Origin of the sequence: Amycolatopsis sp. H20-H5 (assembly GCF_035828755.1) — a bacterium.
Taxonomy (GTDB): Bacteria; Actinomycetota; Actinomycetes; order Mycobacteriales; family Pseudonocardiaceae; genus Amycolatopsis.
Window position 1 is genome coordinate 36,766 of record NZ_JAYMZS010000024.1, and the last position, 15,369, is coordinate 52,134.

Below are 15,369 nucleotides of genomic sequence, written 5' to 3' on the forward strand. Positions count from 1 at the left end.
TCACGGCACGGCCGACACGACGGCTGTCGCCCCGGAGATCTCGACCACCGTGACCGTGGTGCCGGGGCTGATCGGCTCGCCCTCGGAAAGGCAGCGTGCCGACCAGACGTCGCCGGCGAGCTTAACGCGGCCGCTGTCGACGTCCACAGTGGACAGCACCACGGCGCGCGCGCCGATCAGCGCGTCGGCGTTGGTCTTGATGTCGGGCCCGGACAGCAGCCGGCGTTTGAGCGCGGGCCGCACGAGCACGAGCATGCCCACCGAAGCGATCGCGAACACCGCGACGTCGATGAACGGGTTGCCACTCAGTGCCGCCGATCCAGCGCCGAACAGCGCCCCGGCGCCGATCATGATCAGCACGAAGTCGCCCGAGAGCACCTCGGCGATCATCAAGAGGATGCCGACGATCAACCAGATCAGTGCCGCTGTCATGCCTTCATGCTCTCAGATACCGCCGGTCCGCACCGAGGGAGTAAGCGGCCGTGACCTTGGCGTGACCTTGGACAAATCCGGCATTCAGGACTCCTCGGCGGGCTCGGTCACGAAGTCGATGAGCCGCTCGACCGCGCCGATGAGCGGCGTTTCGAGGTCCCGGTAGCTGCTCACCGACGACAGCACGCGCTGCCAGCCTTCGTAGGGCTCGCCCCAGCCGAGCGCCTCGCAGATGCCCTCTTTCCACTCGGTGCCCCGAGGGATGACCGGCCAGGCGCGGATGCCGACGGCGGCGGGTTTGACCGCCTCCCAGATGTCGATGTACGGGTGGCCGGTGACCAGCACGTTCTCGTCGCGGACCGCCCCGACGATGCGGGACTCCTTGCTGCCCTTGACCAGATGGTCGACCAGCACGCCCAGCCGCCTGCCGGGCCCGGTACCGAACTCGGTCACCCGCTCGGCGAGCTCGTCGACGCCGTCCAGCGGCTCGACCACCACGCCCTCGACCCGCAGGTCGTGGCCCCACACCCGTTCGACGAGCTCGGCGTCGTGCTTGCCCTCGACCCAGATTCGCGAGTCCTTGGCGACCTGGGCTTGCAGCCCTCGGACGTGCACCGAGCCCGACGCCGACACCTTCTTGACCGGCTGCTGGGGCGCGGACTTCACTCGCACGAGGGTGACCAGCTTGCCCTCCAGCAGGAATCCGGCTTCGGCCAGCGGGAACACACGATGTCGTCCGTGCCGGTCCTCCAGCACGACATTGCCGTACTCGATCTTCACCACGGCACCGCAGTAGCCGCTGGCCGGGTCTTCGACGACCAGCCCCGGCTCGGCGGGGACCTCGGGGATCTTCCGCTTCCGGGGCCCGGCCAGCACGTCGTCATACGAGTGGGAGCGCACGGCGGACGACGCTAGTGGCGAAACCGGCCCGGCGTCGCCCCGCCACGCCGGTCAGGGTGCCATCCGCAGCAGCCGTTCGGTGAACGGCGACGGCTGGTCACGCCGCAGCGACGGCAGCGCGACCAGCACCGCCAGCGCCTCGCACCACGCGCGGACCCGCTCGGCGTCCAGCGAGCGCACGTGCGGGGCCAGCGCTGCCAGGCCGTCGTCGAGCGTGCCGCCTTCGGCGACCGGCAGGAACACCCAGTCGGCCGCGTCGAGCGCGGTGTCACCGAGGCTGGCCCGCGGGTCGATCGCGACGATCCCGCGCTCGGGACCGCCGTAGAGCACGTTGGCGGGATGCAGATCGCCGTGGATCAACCCGACCCTGCCGCCGACGGCCAGTTCCGCCGCCCGGTCCGCGGACCGCCTCAGCGTGTCCAGTGGCAGATGACGCTCAGCCGCCGAGCCGCGCCACCGGCGTTCGGACAGTTCGTAGATGAAAGTGATCCGTTCGAGCAGGGGCGGGAACCCGGCGATGGGCGCGGGGATCGCGGCCAGCTGGTCGAGCAGCTCGCCGATCTCGGCCCACGGCACCGCCGCGCCGAGCTCCCTCAGCTGGGTTCCGGGCACGATGCCTTCGAGCAGTACGGCACCCGCGTCGAGGTCGGCGTCGATCAGCCCCACCACCCGCGAGCAGCCCTGCCACAGCCGCAATGCCGAGGCTTCGGCTTCGGCGATGTCCCGCTCCGGCGTCAGTTTCAGGACCACCGACCGGCCGTCCGCGTCCTCGCACAGGAACGTCCGCCCGGTGTTTCCCGGTACCGAGGACAGCAGCCGCAAGCCCCAGCGTTCGCTCAGCCGGGCCACGACGGACGGCAGCTCGTCACACCAGGACGCGACCCCCTGGCCGAACCGGTCGACCAGGTGGGCGCGGGCGGCGTCGTCGATTACGGCGGTCATCAGTGGCTAGAGCAACGGCCAGGGAACGGCGCGCCACTCCTCGGTCGGCTGCGGGAAGACGCCCTCGGCGAGCAGCAGATCGGTCCGATCCGCCAGCGCGCGGATCTCGAACCCGGTGAGGTGCTCGGCCAGTGCCTTGCCGAGCGCGCCGTCGAGCTCGGACCGCAGGCCACGCAGCTTCTCCACGGACTCCTCGGGCAGCCGCTCCCCGACCCAGCCCCACAGCACGGTCCGCAGCTTCGGCTCGGTGTGCAGGCAGATGCCGTGGTCGACGCCGTAGACCCGGCCGTCGGTGCCGGGCAGCAGGTGCCCGCCCTTGCGGTCGGTGTTGTTGACCACGATGTCGAGCACGGCCAGCTCACGCATCCCGGGATGGTCCGCGTGCGCCAGGACCGCGGGCTCGCCGTTGCGGTCGTGGGCGTGCAGCACGATCTTCCAGTCCTCGGGCAGGTCTGCCGGGGCGAGGACCTCGACCACGTCGTCGTCGCCGGTCTCGATCCAGAGCTGCACCATGCCGGGGCCGAACGGCCCGTCGCGCAGCACCGTGGGCGGGATGGCGCCGAGCTGGGACGCTTCCTGCACCATCGCGGTGGCCACTTCGCGCCCGGCGAGCGTGCCGTCGGGGAAGTCCCACAGCGGCTTCTCCCCCGACACCGGCTTGTAGACCACGTGCCCGGAGACGCCGTCGAGTTCGATCGTGCAGAACAGAGTCACGTTGGAGGCGTCGACCAGCCTGCCTTCGACGTCCATCCGGCCGCGGGCGACCAGGTCCCTGACTCCCGGATTCGCCGGGTCGAGCTCGTGGGCCGGGAAGTCCGCCACGCGTTACCTCAGTCTTCGATCACGTCGACGTCGCGCCGGTACCCGTTCTGGCGCGGGCAGATGTGCCCGGCCGGGTCCAGCGGTTCGGCGCACAGCGGGCAGGGCCTGCGCCCCGCGTTGACCACCCGGTCAGCGCGCTCGGCGAAGGCACGGGCCGCCGCCGGGCTCAGGAACACGCGCACCGCGTCCGGGCCTTCCTCGGTGTCGTCGAGGACGACGGTCTCGTCGACTTCGCCCTCGGTGATGGCCAGCAGTTCGATGACGACCGCGCTGCTGTCGGCGTCCCAGCCAAGGCCCATCGTGCCGACGCGGAACTCCTCCTCGACCGGGACGCTGAGGGGGTCGACGTCGCGCAGGTCGTCGGGCACCTTTTCGGGCACGTCCGCGCCGAACCGGCTGGCGACCTCCTCGAGCAAGGAGCTCAGCCGCTCGGAGAGGACCGCCACCTGCTGCTTTTCGATCGTCACGCTCACCGTGCGGACGTCCTCGGACGCCTGCAGGAAGAAAGTGCGGTCGCCGGGCTCCCCGACGGTCCCGGCGACGAACCGGTCGGGCTTGCGGAAGACGTGAATTACGCGAGACATAGCACTGTCGACCCTAGGCCACGCCCGCATGATCGGCATCCGCCGCCCCGGTATCCGGCCTGCGGGCGGACCCGCGGCCGCACGGCTAGCCTCAAGAGGTGTCGAGGATCGCGCCGTACGGAGCCTGGGTGTCGCCCATCACGGCCGCCGACGCGGCCGCCGCCGAGGGTGGCGCGTCGTGGCTCGACGTGGTCGGCGAGGACGTCTGGTGGGCCGAGGCCAGACCTGGCGAAGGCGGCAGGGTCGCGCTGGTCAGGACGGGTCCCGGCGGGGAACGCGACGAGGTGCTGCCCGCGCCGTGGAACGCGCGCAACCGGGTCCACGAGTACGGCGGCCGTCCCTGGGCGGTGATCGGCGACACGCTCGCTTTCACCCACTGGGACGACCAGCGGGTCTACCTTCGACGGCTCCCTGGCGGCGAAGTGCTCCCGCTCACTCCGGAGCCCGAGACGCCTCAGGGCGTGCGTTACGGCGATCTGCGCCCAGGGCTCGCGGGCGAGCTGTGGGCCGTTCGTGAGACCAGCACCGGGCCGCGGCCGACGGACATCACGCGCGACCTGATCGCCCTGCCCCTGGACGGCGGACCGGCACGGATACTGGCCGCCACCCATCACTTCCTCACCGCGCCGCAGCTCGCCCCCGGCGGGCGGCACGCCGCCTGGCTGGGCTGGGACCATCCGGCGATGCCGTGGGACGGCACCGAACTCTGCGTCGCCGAGGTACTCGCGGACGGTTCCTTCGGCCCGCACGAGGTGCTCGCCGGTGGTCCGGGGGTTTCGGTGTGCCAGCTGGAATGGGCGACGCCGGACCGGCTGCTCGCGCTGCAGGACCCCGGCGGCTGGTGGAACCTGCACCGGATCGGCCTCGACGGCACGGCCGTCGACCTGGCACCGGTCGGCGAGGAGCTCGGCGGCGCGCTGTGGAAGCTCGGGTCGCGCTGGTTCGTCCCGCTCGGCGGCGGCAGGCACGCCGTCCTGAGCTCGAGCAGGCTCGCGGTGCTCGACGAAGCGACCGGGACGGTGACCCCGGTCCCCGCGGCCGCGGGGTTGTGCGAATGGTCGGCGACCGGTTTCGCCGCCTACGCCGGTGGTGTCGCGGGCGTCGCGTCGGGCACTCAGCACGGGAGCGCGGTCGTGCACGTCGACCTCGCCAGGGACACCCTCACCGAACTCGTGCCGCCGCGGACGGACGGCCTGCCCCCGGCCGCCTACCTGCCGCGCCCGCAGGATCGGGTGTTCACCACTCCCGAGGGCGAAGCGGTGCCCGCCTACGTCTTCCCGCCGTCGAACCCGGATTTCACCGCGCCGGAAGGCGAGCTGCCGCCGTTTCTGATCTACGTGCACGGCGGGCCGACCGGGCGGAACTACCCGACGGTGGACCTGGACGTCGCGTTCTTCACCAGCCGCGGCTTCGGCGTCGTGGCGGTGAACTACGGCGGGTCCACCGGTTACGGCCGCCGCTATCGGGAGCGGCTTCGCGAGCAGTGGGGAGTCGTCGACGTCGCCGACTGCGCCGCGGTGGCGGAGGCGCTGGTGGCCGAAGGCAGCGCGGACGGCGCGCGGCTCGCGATCCGCGGCGGCAGCGCGGGCGGCTTCACCTCGGCGGCCTCGATGACGACCACCACGACGTACGCGGCGGGCACGGTGAAGTACCCGGTCCTCGACCTGTACCGCTGGACCGGCGCGGACGGGGAGACCCACGACTTCGAGTCGCGCTACCTCGACAGCCTGGTCGGGCCGCTGCCCGAAGCCGAGGCGCGGTACCGGGACCGCTCACCGATCAACCACGCCGGGACGCTCGCCGGGCCGGTGCTGTTCCTGCAGGGCCTCGACGACCGGATCTGCCCGCCCGAGCAGGCGGACCGGTTCGTCGCGTCGTTGACGGGCCGGGGCATCGAACACGCGTACCTGACCTTCGAAGGTGAGCAGCACGGCTTCCGCAGGGCGGAGACGATCATCGTCGCTTTGGAGGCCGAATTGTCCTTCTACGGCCAGGTGTTCGGGTTCGAGACGCCCGGCGTGCCCGAACTGGGCCTGTCGACGTGAGGCCGCCGAGGCTGCGCAGGGGCGACACGCTGGCGCTCGTCGCGCCGTCCGGCCCGGTGCCTGACGCGCTGCTCGAAACCGCGCTCCCGGTGCTGCGCGACTGGGGTGTCAAGGTCAAGATCGGCGCGTGCGTGCGCGGTGGATCGGCCGGGCTCCCCTATCTGTCGGCCACCGACGAGCAGCGGGCCGCGGAGTTCACCGCCGCCTGGCTCGATCCGGAGGTGACCTGTGTGCTGGCCGCCAGGGGTGGCTACGGCGCCCAGCGGATACTCGACCTGCTCGACTGGGCGGCGTTGCGGGCGGCCGGTCCGAAGGTGTTCGCCGGGTCCAGCGACCTGACCGCCGTGCACCGGGCGGTCGACGTCCAGTTAGGACTGGACAGTTTGTTCTCCTCCATGCCCGCGAGCGTGCTGTTCGACGAGTTCGCCGCCGGTCACCTGCGGCGGACGTTGTTCGAGCCGGAGTCCACGCTCAGCATCACCGCTGCCCCAGGCTGGGAGAGCATGATGCCCGGCAAGGCGCACGGCACGCTCACCGGTGGCAACCTGGCGCTGCTCGCCGCCGGACTGGGCACCCCCGAACAAGGCCGCGCACGGGAGGCGATCGTGCTGCTGGAGGACGTGACCGAGAGCCCGTACCGGCTCGACCGGATGCTGACGCAGCTGTTGCGGTCCGGCTGGTTCGACGGGGTCGCGGGCGTCGCGCTGGGCTCGTGGGCGGGGTGTGGCGAGCAAGGCCCGATCCACGACCTGGTGCTCGACCGCCTCGGGCCACTCGGCGTCCCGGTGGTGTGGGGGTTCGGTTTCGGCCACGTGCCCGCCGCACCGACGATCCCGCTGGGTGCCGTGGCCGAACTCGACGCGGACGCGGGGGTCATCACCCTCGACGTCCCGGCGCTGGCCTGAGCCGGGATGCGACTGTCCACAGAGGAGGCCAGGGAGCGCTTCGCCACGCGGCGGGTGGCGAGGCTGGCGACGGCAGCCGCGGACGGCACGCCCCATCTGGTGCCGGTGACGTTCGCGCTGCACGGCGACACGCTGGTGTTCGCCATCGACCACAAACCGAAGAGCACCACGGACTTGCGCCGGTTGCGCAACATCGGGGAGAACCCGGCGGTCACGTTCCTCGTCGATCACTACGAGGAGGACTGGGACAGGCTGTGGTGGGCGAGGGCCGACGGCGTCGCCCGCGTGCTGACCGGCGTGCACGAGCGGGCCGAACCGGTCCGCTGGCTGCGGGCGAAGTATCCGCAGTACGCCGAGAGGCCCCCGGCGCACGCCGTGGTGACCACCCAGGTCCACACCTGGCGGGGCTGGACCTCCCGCTCCCAGCCGAAGCCCGACCCCACAAGTCCCTGAAGGCCACCTTGACGGCGTTAGACGCCGTCAAGGTGGCCTTCAGGGACCACTGAAAGCGCTCAGGTGCTGACGGGGCGATCGGGCTCGACGTGCACTTCCGGGCCGAGGAACTCGTCCTGCTTCGGCTTGCGCCAGGCGGCGATCAGGCCGAGCGGGTCGGGACGCAGCAGCGATGCCGCTGCGTAGATGCTCGCCGCGATGACGATGGCGATGAACCACCAGTCGTAGAGCGCCTGCTCGCCCGTGGGGTAGTAGACCAGCACGACGAACACCGAGATCCCGACGACCCCGGCGAGGTTCCGGCGGCGCCACGGGAAGGCGGAGAGAATGACGAAACCCCAGGTCAGGTACCAGGGCAGTGAAGGCGGCGGCACGATGGCGACAGCGAGCAGAACCAGCGCCATGCGGTAGACGGTGGTCTTGCTGGCGCCGTCGCGGGCGAGCCACCACTGCCGCCCGGCGAAGACGGCGAGCGCCACCATGCCGACGAGCCTGGCGACCGTCACGAACGGCGACACCTGCACGTCGACGACCAGGTGCACCAGCGAGTAGACGATCTCGCCGATCCCGGTCGGGAAGTTCATCCAGTTCGCGATCAGCGTCGGCGCCTTCAGGCCGGTCGCCCAGCCGATGTTCAGCGAGCCGAGTGAGATCCACGTCCCGGCGACGAACACGACGGCGAAGATGCCGACCGACATAGCGCCGGCGCGCAGGAAGTTGCGTACCTTGCGGTCGCCGGGCAGGTGGCTGGCCCACATCCAGACCAGGAACGGCAGGGCGATCGAGGCGGTGGCCTTGAGCAGCATCGCGACCGTGACCAGCGCGATCGCCAGCGCGAACCGGCGTTCCAGCCCGGCCAGCACGCCGACGCAGAGCAGGCCGATCATCATCAGGTCGTTGTGCGGCCCGCCGAACAGGTGGATGACCATCATCGGGCTGGCGACCGCGAGCCACATCGCGATGGCCTGGTTGCCGCCGAGGTGCTTGACCAGCCGAGGCAGCGCCCACAGCACCATGCCGAGGCCGAGCAGCAGCACGAGCCGGGTGGCGATGACCCCGGCGATGAGGTTGTCGCCGGTGATGGAGACGGTCCACTTGGAGATCAGCAGGTACAGCGGGCCGTACGGCGCCGGCGTGGTCTGCCACAGCGGGTGGATGTTCTGGACGACGTTGGGCAGCTGGTCCAGCTCGGCGGGGCCGTTGGCGTACGGGTCGAGCCCGTAGAGCAGCTGGGCGCCCTGGCCGAGGTAGGAGAAGGTGTCGCGGGTGAACAGCGGCGGCGACACGAACAGCGGCGCCATCCAGCACAGCGCGGCGATCACGATGGGACGGCTGCCGATGCGCCCGGCCAGCGCGTACCGGCCGAGGCGGACCCACGCCCAGACGACCAGCGCGAAGCCGGTGTAGAGCACGGCGTCGGCCAGCCAGCGGCCGTGGCCGTAGCGGATCCAGGACAGCGGCCCGTGCCCGAGAATCGGGTCGTGGATCAAAATGCCACCGGCACCAAGCGCGGCGAGCATCAGCAACGTACTACCGACAGTGCCCATCGCGATGGTGCGGTACGGGAACCGGGAAGGCACGTGAAGACGCTCCCCCAGCGAGTCTGCTGGGGACTTCTGCACGGGGTCTGTCGTAGTCGCCATTTCGATGTTGGAGATTACACACCGCACCTGTGCGTGTTCGCGGCAACGGGTCTTTTCGTGCTGCGTGGAGACTGGCGGTGGGTCACCGCTCGGCGACCGTGCGTACCGCCGTGCCGCCGGGCAGGGCCGCGAGCAGGGATTTCGTGTACTCGTGCCGCGGGTTGAGCAGCACCTCCTCCACGGTGCCGACCTCGACCAGCTCACCGCGGTACATCACGGCGACGCGGTCGGCGATGTTCCACGCCAGTCCGAGGTCGTGCGTGATCACCAGCGCCGCCAGGCCCAGCTCACGCCGCAGGCGCAGCAGCAGGCCGAGGATCTCACCACGCACGGAGGCGTCGAGCGAGGCCACCGGCTCGTCCGCGACGAGCATGCCCGGCTCCAGCGCGAGCGCCCCGGCGATGACGACGCGCTGGCGTTGCCCGCCCGAGAGCTCGTGCGGCAGCCTGCCGAAGTACTTCTCCGCCGGACGCAGCTCAGCCGCCTCCAGCGCCTTGGTGACGATGCCGAGCTCGTCCGCGCCGAGCCCGTGGATGCGCGGGCCCTCCGCGACGGCCTCGTAGACACTGTGGCGCGGGTTCAGCGCGCTCGTCGGGTCCTGGAGCACCAGCTGGACCTGCCGGCGGTACGCGCGCAGCCCGGCGCCGCCGCGTGGCACGGCCGCGCCCTCGTAGAGCACGCGGCCCGAATCCGGCTTCTGCAGTCCGAGCAGGGTCCTGGCGAGCGTGGTCTTGCCCGAGCCGGACTGGCCGACCAGCGCGACGATCTCGTCGCGCCGTACTTCCAGACTCACCCCGGCGACGGCGTCGATCCGTGAGCCGGTGCGGTCGCGGAAGCTGACGCGGAGGTTTTCGGCGGCCAGCAGCGGCGGCCGATCGTCCGCGGCGGAACGGTCCGGCTCGGGTGGCAGCGGGCTGGCGGTGGCCGGGGCGAAGCGCGACACTGGGTCGCCGACGGTCGGGAACGCCGCGGCGAGCGCCTGGCTGTGCGGGTGGTGCGGATCGTTCATCAGCTCGGCGCTCGGCCGCTGCTCGACGATCTCCCCGTCGTACATCACGGCGATGCGCGCGCAGGTCGCGGCGAGCACGGACAGGTCGTGGCTGATCATGATCAGCCCGATGCCGTGGTCGGCGACCAGTGCGCCGAGCAGGTCGAGGACCTGCGCCTGCACGATGACGTCGAGGGCGGTGGTCGGCTCGTCGGCGATGATCAGCCGGGGTTCGCACGCCAGCGCCATCGCGATCATCACGCGTTGCTTCTGCCCGCCGGACAGCTCGTGCGGGTAAGCCCCGGCACGTGCGGCCGGCAGGTCGACCTGTTCCAGCAGCTCAGCGACCCTGGCCTTGAGCTGGGCGTCCGACGGCGGCTTGCCCTCCGGCGCGTGCACCCGGATCGGTTCGGCGATCTGCTCGCCGATCTTGCGGACCGGGTTCAGCGCGTGCATCGCGCCCTGGAACACGACCGACGCCGCCGCCCAGCGGACCGCACGCAGGCGGCCCCACTTCATGGTGGTGACGTCTTCGCCGTCAAGCAGGATCTCGCCGCTCACCTCGGCCGAACGCGGCAGCAGCCGCAGCACACTCATCGCGACCGTCGACTTCCCGGAGCCGGACTCCCCCGCCACGCCGAGTGTGTCGCCCGGTTCGAGCCGCAGGCCGACCCCGCGCACGGCGGTGACCTTCCCACCGCCGGTGGTGTAGGTGACGCCCAGGTTCTTCAGTTCCAGCAAGGGACTCATCAGTGGCCCCCCTTGAGCCTCGGGTTCAGCACGGTCTCCAGCGCGCGGCCGACCAGGGTGAAGGCGAGCACGATCAGCACGATCGCGATCCCCGGCGGCAGCAGGTTCCACCAGGCGCCGCGGGTCACCGCGCCGTTGTTCAGCGCCGTCTCGAGCATCGTGCCCCAGGACACCGCGGCCGGGTTGCCGACGCCGAGGAACGCGAGCGTGGCGTCGGCGATGATCGAGTTGCCGACCACGAGCGTGGTGTTCGCCAGCACCAGCGGCGCGACACCGGGCAGCACGTGCTTGCCGATGAGGTGCAGGTGACCGCCGCCGAGTGCCTTGGACCGCTCGATGTACGGCCTGCCCTCGATGGTCAGCGTCTGGGCGCGCACCAGCCGGGCGGTCGTGGGCCAGGCCGTCACGCCGATCGCGAAGATCACCGTCCACACGCCCTGGGGCAGCACCGCGGACAACGCGATGGCCAGCACCAGTGACGGCAACACCAGGAAGAAGTCGGTGAAGCGCAGGAGCACCGTCGAGACCCAGCCGCCGAAGTGCGCGGCCGTCACGCCGATGACGGTACCGATGAGCACCGACAGGATCGCCGCCGAGAACCCGACCAGCAGCGAGATCCGGGCGCCCCAGAAGGTCATGAGCAGGATCGAGCGGCCGTCGATGTCGGTGCCCAGCAGGAAGTCGCCGTTCGGCGGGCTCAGCGGCTGGCCGGCGGCCTTGGTGACGTCGAGCCCGGACTCGTCGCTGATCAGCGGGGCCAGCAGGGCGAGGACCACGGCCAGCGCGAGGAAGCCGAGCCCGATCAGGCCGCCCTTGTTGGTCGCGAACTCCTGCCAGACCTTGCCCATCGACGCCCGGCGGCGCTGCCACGCGATGGCGCGGGGAGAGGCTTTCTCCGGTGTCGTCATGCTGTCCGCACCCTGGGGTCGAGGACGCGGTAGAGCAGTTCCGCGACCAGGTTCATCAGGACCACCGCGCTGGCCAGCACGACGAACACGCCTTGCAGCACCGGCAGATCGGGGCCGTGCAACGCCTCGTAGACCAGCTGTCCGAGGCCGGGCCAGCTGAACACGGCCTCCACCGAGACGGCGCCCGACACGACCATGCCGAACTGCATGAACACCAGCGTCACCGTCGGCAGCAGCGCGTTCGGCACCGCGTGCTTACGCCGCACGAGGTCGTCACGGAGGCCTTTCGCCCGTGCCGTGGTGAGGTAGTCGGCGTTCATCTCCCCCAGCAGTGAGGACCGCATGACCAGCATGTACTGCGCGTAGAACACCACCATGAGCGTCACGCAGGGCAGAACGAGGTGGTGCAGCACGTCGAGGCCCTGTGAGAAGAAGTCCGGTGCGGCGTCGGGCGAGTGCATGCCCCTGCTGGGGAACAGCCCGTTGGTCCCGACGAGCAGCAGCAGGCCGAGCCAGAACTGCGGGACCGACCACAGGGTCAGCGCGATCCCGGTCTGGACGCGGTCGAACCCGCTGCCGCGGCGCCAGGCCGCGCGGACACCGAGCCAGAGGCCGAGCGCCACCGCCAGCAGTGTCGCGCTGCCGACCAGGAGGACCGTCGGCCACAGCCGTTCGCCGATCATGTCGAGAACGGGCCGGCGCTCGATGTAGGACTGGCCCATGTCACCGTGCAGCAGACCGCCGATGTAGTCGACGAACTGCCGCAGCATCGGCTTGTCCACGCCGAGCTTCTCCCGCAGCTCGGCGATCATCCTGGGGTCGGTCGGCCGGTCCCGGATCATGAAGTTGACCGGGTCGCCCGGCAGCATCCGGAACAGGAAGAAGAAGAGCACCACGACGAGCACGATGCTCGCCAGTGCCTCCGCCACCTTGGTGAGCACGAACCGCGCGGTGCCGGTCCCGCCTCGGCGCTCGTCGGGATCGACGAGCGCCGAGGACGGGTCGACGGAACTCAGTGCCTGGGTCACCGCTTGTCCTTATTCCCGGTCGTCCGAGGTCTTGCCGCGGCGCGCCAGGAAGAACCCGCCACCTGCCAGCACGACGAGGACCACCGCGCCGATCCCGATCCACAGGCCGGTGTTGCCACCGCTGTCGGACGAGCCCGCCGCGGCCGAATCCGCCGACGCGCCGGCCGGGGTCGCGCCGTAGACGCCCCAGTAGCCGGACTGCTCGAGGATCACGCCGTCGGGCTGCGGCTGCTTGGTGAACGAGGAGAACTTGTCAGACCGGTACGCCTCGAGGACGTTGTCGTAGTCGAGGACGACGTCGACGGCCTGGCTGGCGAGCCGCGCCTGTGCCTGCTTCGCGATTTCCGACCGCTTCGCCGCGTCGAACTCCGAGAGCTGCTGCTTGTAGAGCTCTTCGTACTGCGGGTCGCAGAAGAACGTCGCGGTGGTGCCGCCCTTGCCCTGGGCGTTGGGACGTCCCGCACAGACGTTCAGCGACAGCGCCGAATCCGGGTCCGGGTTGGTCGCGAAACCCGAGATGGCGAGGTCGTAGTTGCCCGCGGTGGTGCGGTCGTTGAGCTCGTCGTCCGAGACCAGGTCCTGCTTGACGCCGATGCCGACATCCTTGAGCCAGCCCTCGATGTACTGCGCGGTGCGCTGGTCGAACGGCCTGCTCGAGTGCCCGGTCAGCCGGAACTGGAGCTTCGCGCCACCAGGTCCGACGCGGATGCCGTCCTGGCCTTTGGCGTACCCGTCCTGGTCGAGGGCGGTGTTGGCGGCCGCGGCGTCGAAGTTCACCTTGTCGGCGCCGGTCGGCTCCCAGTGGTTGACCGCGTAGATGGCCGGGATGGTCCCGCCGCCGACCTGGCCGTAGCCGCTCATGACCTTGTCGACGACGGTCTTGGTGTCGATCGACTGGAGGATGGCCTTGCGGATCCGGATGTCCTTGAGCAGCGGGTTGCCGTCGCCGATCGGCTGGTTGGCGTTGTTCTGCACGCCGAAGTTCATGATCAGCTCGTTGTAGCGGCGGCCGGGCGCGGTGTTCGTGGCGATGTTCGGCTCGCTCTTGAGCGCGTTGAACTGGGTGGGGGTCAGCCGGTTGATGACGTCGACCTCGCCCTGCTTCAGCGCGTTGACCGCGGCCTCGGCGTCCTTGAACTGGAGCAGCTGCAGCTCGTCGACCTTCGGCGCGCCGCGCCAGTAGTCCTTGTTGGCCTTGAACTTGACGTACTCGTTCTTCTTGTACTCGGTGAGCAGGTACGGCCCGTCACCGACGCCGACGACGCTCATGTCGTCGGTCTTCGGGTCGTTGAGGTCCTTGATCGGGGCCCAGATGTGCTCCGGGACGATCGGCACGTCCAGCGAGAGCATGTTGGCCTGCGGGACCTTGTTCTTGATGACCAGCGTCTTGTCGTCCGGGGCGCTCACGGAGGCGAAGTTGGACACGTAGGAGCCGTTGGCGGTGCGGGCGTTCTCGTCGGTGAGCATGCGGTTGAACGTGAACGCGGCGTCCTTGGCGGTCACCGGCTGCCCGTCGGACCACTTCATGCCGGACCGGATGGTGAACGTCCAGGTCAGCTTGTCGGGCGAGGGCACCCATTTCTCGGCGATACCGCCGGTGGGCTGGGTGTCCCGCGCGGACGGCAGCGTCAGGAACTCGTAGACGAACCGGCCGACCTGGGTGGCCGCGGCGAGGGTGGCGGTGAACGGGTTGAGGTGGTCGATCCCGGTGATCAGCGCCACCCGCAGCGTTTTGCCCTGCTGGGCCTGAGCGGGCACCGCGAACGGTCCCGCCAGCAGCATCGCCGCAGCCAGGAGCGCGACCGCCCGAGAGCCGCGCCTCCCGCCGGATGAACGCAGTGTGCGCAACTCGACCACCCCATTTTTACTCGATCGGTCCGACCCCAAGGCGCAAAAGTAACCACATGGGCGCCGAACTGCGCAATATCTACCCAACACCGCGCGTGCCGGTCCGACACCCTCCCGTGGCCACGTGTGACCGTCGGCACCGCGCCGGTGGCTTTCAGTCACCATTTTCGGTGTGATGTTGGGCCATCCGGGTGAGCGTCGGCCGTGAATCCGCAGGTCGCGATAGTTGTAGGCCGGAATCATCGTTGATGCACAATCGATACGCAGAGCGATCATGGTGACCGGATCCGCGTCTGCCGAGCCCGTGGCGCCGCCCCGCTACAGCCGGACGTCGTGGTGCCGCAGCAGCAGCTCGCCCATCTCCTTGGCGCGCGCGGCGGCCTGGAGGTCGCCTTCGTGCGCCGAGATGATCGAGCCCTTCATCAGGATGTGCCACTGCCGGGCGAGCGAATCCGGGTCCGCCACACCGGCGCCATCCGCGAGATCGCGCACGAATTCGCGGATGGTGGCGAGCTGCCGGATGCTCTCGTGCCGCACGGCGCTGTCGGAGTCACTGGTCTCGAGCAGGACGCGGACGAACGCGCAGCCGTCGAACCCCGGTGAGGCGAACCATTCGCCGAACACGTCGAAGATGGCGAGCAGGCGCCGCGCGGGCTCGGCGGCCCGGCGCTCCGTCTCGCGCTCGAGCCACTCGTGTGTCCACAGCCGCTCGCGGCGCTCCAGGAAGGCGAGCACGAGGTCCTCTTTGGAGGAGAAGTTGCGGTACAGGGTCATCTTCGCGATGTTCGCCCTGGCGATGACCGCCTCGATGCCCACCGCTCGGATGCCGTCGCGGCTGAACAGCTCGTAGGCCGCTCGCAGGACGCGCTCGCGCCCGCTTCGGGGGTCCGCGGGAGGTCTGGGCTCGGTGCCGCGCGGTGCAGACATAGTGGCCAATCCCGGGCTGGTGAGGCCGCCATCTTACACAGCGATCACCGCCGCGCCGGGGCCGCAGCGGTGTGTGCGGCCGGATGACCCTCGTACCGTGGTCGTACCCGGGTCGTCCGGCCGTGCTCCCAGCGGGAAGCTGGGCCGTCGAGACCTTCGGCAGACTTCCCGACGTGACCACTAGGGTGCTCGGC

General features: G+C 70.4%; 14 protein-coding genes. 3 read left to right on the forward strand and 11 right to left on the reverse strand.

Annotation, left to right across the window (positions count from 1 at the left end):
- The 5 genes from QMK34_RS16250 to QMK34_RS16270 form a co-directional block, all read right to left on the reverse strand.
- Positions 1-432 (reverse strand): NfeD family protein, encoded by a 432-nt coding sequence (locus tag QMK34_RS16250; protein WP_326414826.1) that lies wholly within the window; start codon positions 430-432, stop codon positions 1-3.
- Between the two features lie 84 nt (positions 433-516).
- The gene (locus tag QMK34_RS16255; RefSeq protein WP_326414827.1) at positions 517-1,332 is read right to left on the reverse strand and encodes a DUF3097 domain-containing protein; all 816 of its coding nucleotides are present in this window, start codon (positions 1,330-1,332) and stop codon (positions 517-519) included.
- A gap of 51 nt (positions 1,333-1,383) precedes the next feature.
- The gene (locus QMK34_RS16260) at positions 1,384-2,274 is read right to left on the reverse strand and encodes an aminoglycoside phosphotransferase family protein (protein ID WP_326414828.1); all 891 of its coding nucleotides are present in this window, start codon (positions 2,272-2,274) and stop codon (positions 1,384-1,386) included.
- A 6-nt stretch (positions 2,275-2,280) separates the two neighbouring features.
- The gene (locus QMK34_RS16265) at positions 2,281-3,024 is read right to left on the reverse strand and encodes an SCO1664 family protein (protein WP_326414876.1); all 744 of its coding nucleotides are present in this window, start codon (positions 3,022-3,024) and stop codon (positions 2,281-2,283) included.
- Positions 3,025-3,104: 80 nt separating this feature from the next.
- A complete protein-coding gene (locus tag QMK34_RS16270) occupies positions 3,105-3,680 on the reverse strand; it encodes a DUF3090 domain-containing protein (RefSeq protein WP_326414829.1) in 576 nt (191 codons plus the stop codon).
- A 98-nt stretch (positions 3,681-3,778) separates the two neighbouring features.
- Between QMK34_RS16270 and QMK34_RS16275 the strand changes: the two genes are divergently transcribed.
- The 3 genes from QMK34_RS16275 to QMK34_RS16285 are packed head-to-tail and all read left to right on the forward strand — an operon-like array spanning position 3,779 to position 7,083.
- A complete protein-coding gene (locus QMK34_RS16275; protein WP_326414830.1) occupies positions 3,779-5,725 on the forward strand; it encodes a prolyl oligopeptidase family serine peptidase in 1,947 nt (648 codons plus the stop codon).
- Positions 5,722-6,630 carry a S66 peptidase family protein gene (locus tag QMK34_RS16280; RefSeq protein ID WP_326414831.1) on the forward strand — a complete coding sequence of 303 codons (909 nt, stop codon included), beginning with the start codon at positions 5,722-5,724 and terminating at the stop codon, positions 6,628-6,630. Before QMK34_RS16275 ends, QMK34_RS16280 begins: the two co-directional genes overlap by 4 nt.
- A 6-nt stretch (positions 6,631-6,636) precedes the next feature.
- A complete protein-coding gene (locus tag QMK34_RS16285) occupies positions 6,637-7,083 on the forward strand; it encodes a TIGR03668 family PPOX class F420-dependent oxidoreductase (RefSeq protein WP_326414832.1) in 447 nt (148 codons plus the stop codon).
- A gap of 59 nt (positions 7,084-7,142) precedes the next feature.
- On the opposite strand, the gene mptB is transcribed toward QMK34_RS16285, so the two are convergent.
- From mptB to QMK34_RS16315, 6 genes are all read right to left on the reverse strand, one after another.
- Positions 7,143-8,726, reverse strand: a complete 1,584-nt coding sequence (gene mptB / locus QMK34_RS16290) for a polyprenol phosphomannose-dependent alpha 1,6 mannosyltransferase MptB (RefSeq protein WP_326414833.1) — start codon at positions 8,724-8,726, stop codon at positions 7,143-7,145.
- Between the two features lie 82 nt (positions 8,727-8,808).
- Entirely contained in the window at positions 8,809-10,464 is a 1,656-nt protein-coding gene (nikE, locus tag QMK34_RS16295; RefSeq protein WP_326414834.1) for an ABC transporter ATP-binding protein, read from the reverse strand.
- A complete protein-coding gene (locus QMK34_RS16300) occupies positions 10,464-11,372 on the reverse strand; it encodes an ABC transporter permease (RefSeq protein WP_326414835.1) in 909 nt (302 codons plus the stop codon). Before QMK34_RS16300 ends, nikE begins: the two co-directional genes overlap by 1 nt.
- Complete coding sequence (locus tag QMK34_RS16305) at positions 11,369-12,400, reverse strand: ABC transporter permease (protein WP_326414836.1); 1,032 nt, start codon at positions 12,398-12,400, stop codon at positions 11,369-11,371. The genes QMK34_RS16300 and QMK34_RS16305 overlap by 4 nt, the downstream gene beginning before the upstream one ends.
- 9 nt (positions 12,401-12,409) lie before the next feature.
- The gene (locus tag QMK34_RS16310) at positions 12,410-14,182 is read right to left on the reverse strand and encodes an ABC transporter substrate-binding protein (protein WP_326414837.1); all 1,773 of its coding nucleotides are present in this window, start codon (positions 14,180-14,182) and stop codon (positions 12,410-12,412) included.
- 384 nt (positions 14,183-14,566) lie between these two features.
- Complete coding sequence (locus tag QMK34_RS16315) at positions 14,567-15,175, reverse strand: TetR/AcrR family transcriptional regulator (RefSeq protein ID WP_326414838.1); 609 nt, start codon at positions 15,173-15,175, stop codon at positions 14,567-14,569.
- Positions 15,176-15,369 lie beyond the last annotated feature (194 nt).

Excerpts from the sequence above, each read along its gene's own strand:
- QMK34_RS16285 (WP_326414832.1), top strand. The coding sequence starts at position 6,637 with ATGCGACTGTCCACAGAGGAGGCCAGGGAGCGCTTCGCCACGCGGCGG.
- QMK34_RS16270 (WP_326414829.1), bottom strand. The coding sequence starts at position 3,680 with ATGTCTCGCGTAATTCACGTCTTCCGCAAGCCCGACCGGTTCGTCGCC.
- QMK34_RS16265 (WP_326414876.1), bottom strand. The coding sequence starts at position 3,024 with ATGGACGTCGAAGGCAGGCTGGTCGACGCCTCCAACGTGACTCTGTTC.
- QMK34_RS16250 (WP_326414826.1), bottom strand. The coding sequence starts at position 432 with ATGACAGCGGCACTGATCTGGTTGATCGTCGGCATCCTCTTGATGATC.
- QMK34_RS16300 (WP_326414835.1), bottom strand. The coding sequence starts at position 11,372 with ATGACGACACCGGAGAAAGCCTCTCCCCGCGCCATCGCGTGGCAGCGC.
- QMK34_RS16260 (WP_326414828.1), bottom strand. The coding sequence starts at position 2,274 with ATGACCGCCGTAATCGACGACGCCGCCCGCGCCCACCTGGTCGACCGG.
- mptB (WP_326414833.1), bottom strand. The coding sequence starts at position 8,726 with ATGGCGACTACGACAGACCCCGTGCAGAAGTCCCCAGCAGACTCGCTG.
- nikE (WP_326414834.1), bottom strand. The coding sequence starts at position 10,464 with ATGAGTCCCTTGCTGGAACTGAAGAACCTGGGCGTCACCTACACCACC.
- QMK34_RS16310 (WP_326414837.1), bottom strand. The coding sequence starts at position 14,182 with ATGCTGCTGGCGGGACCGTTCGCGGTGCCCGCTCAGGCCCAGCAGGGC.
- QMK34_RS16315 (WP_326414838.1), bottom strand. The coding sequence starts at position 15,175 with ATGTCTGCACCGCGCGGCACCGAGCCCAGACCTCCCGCGGACCCCCGA.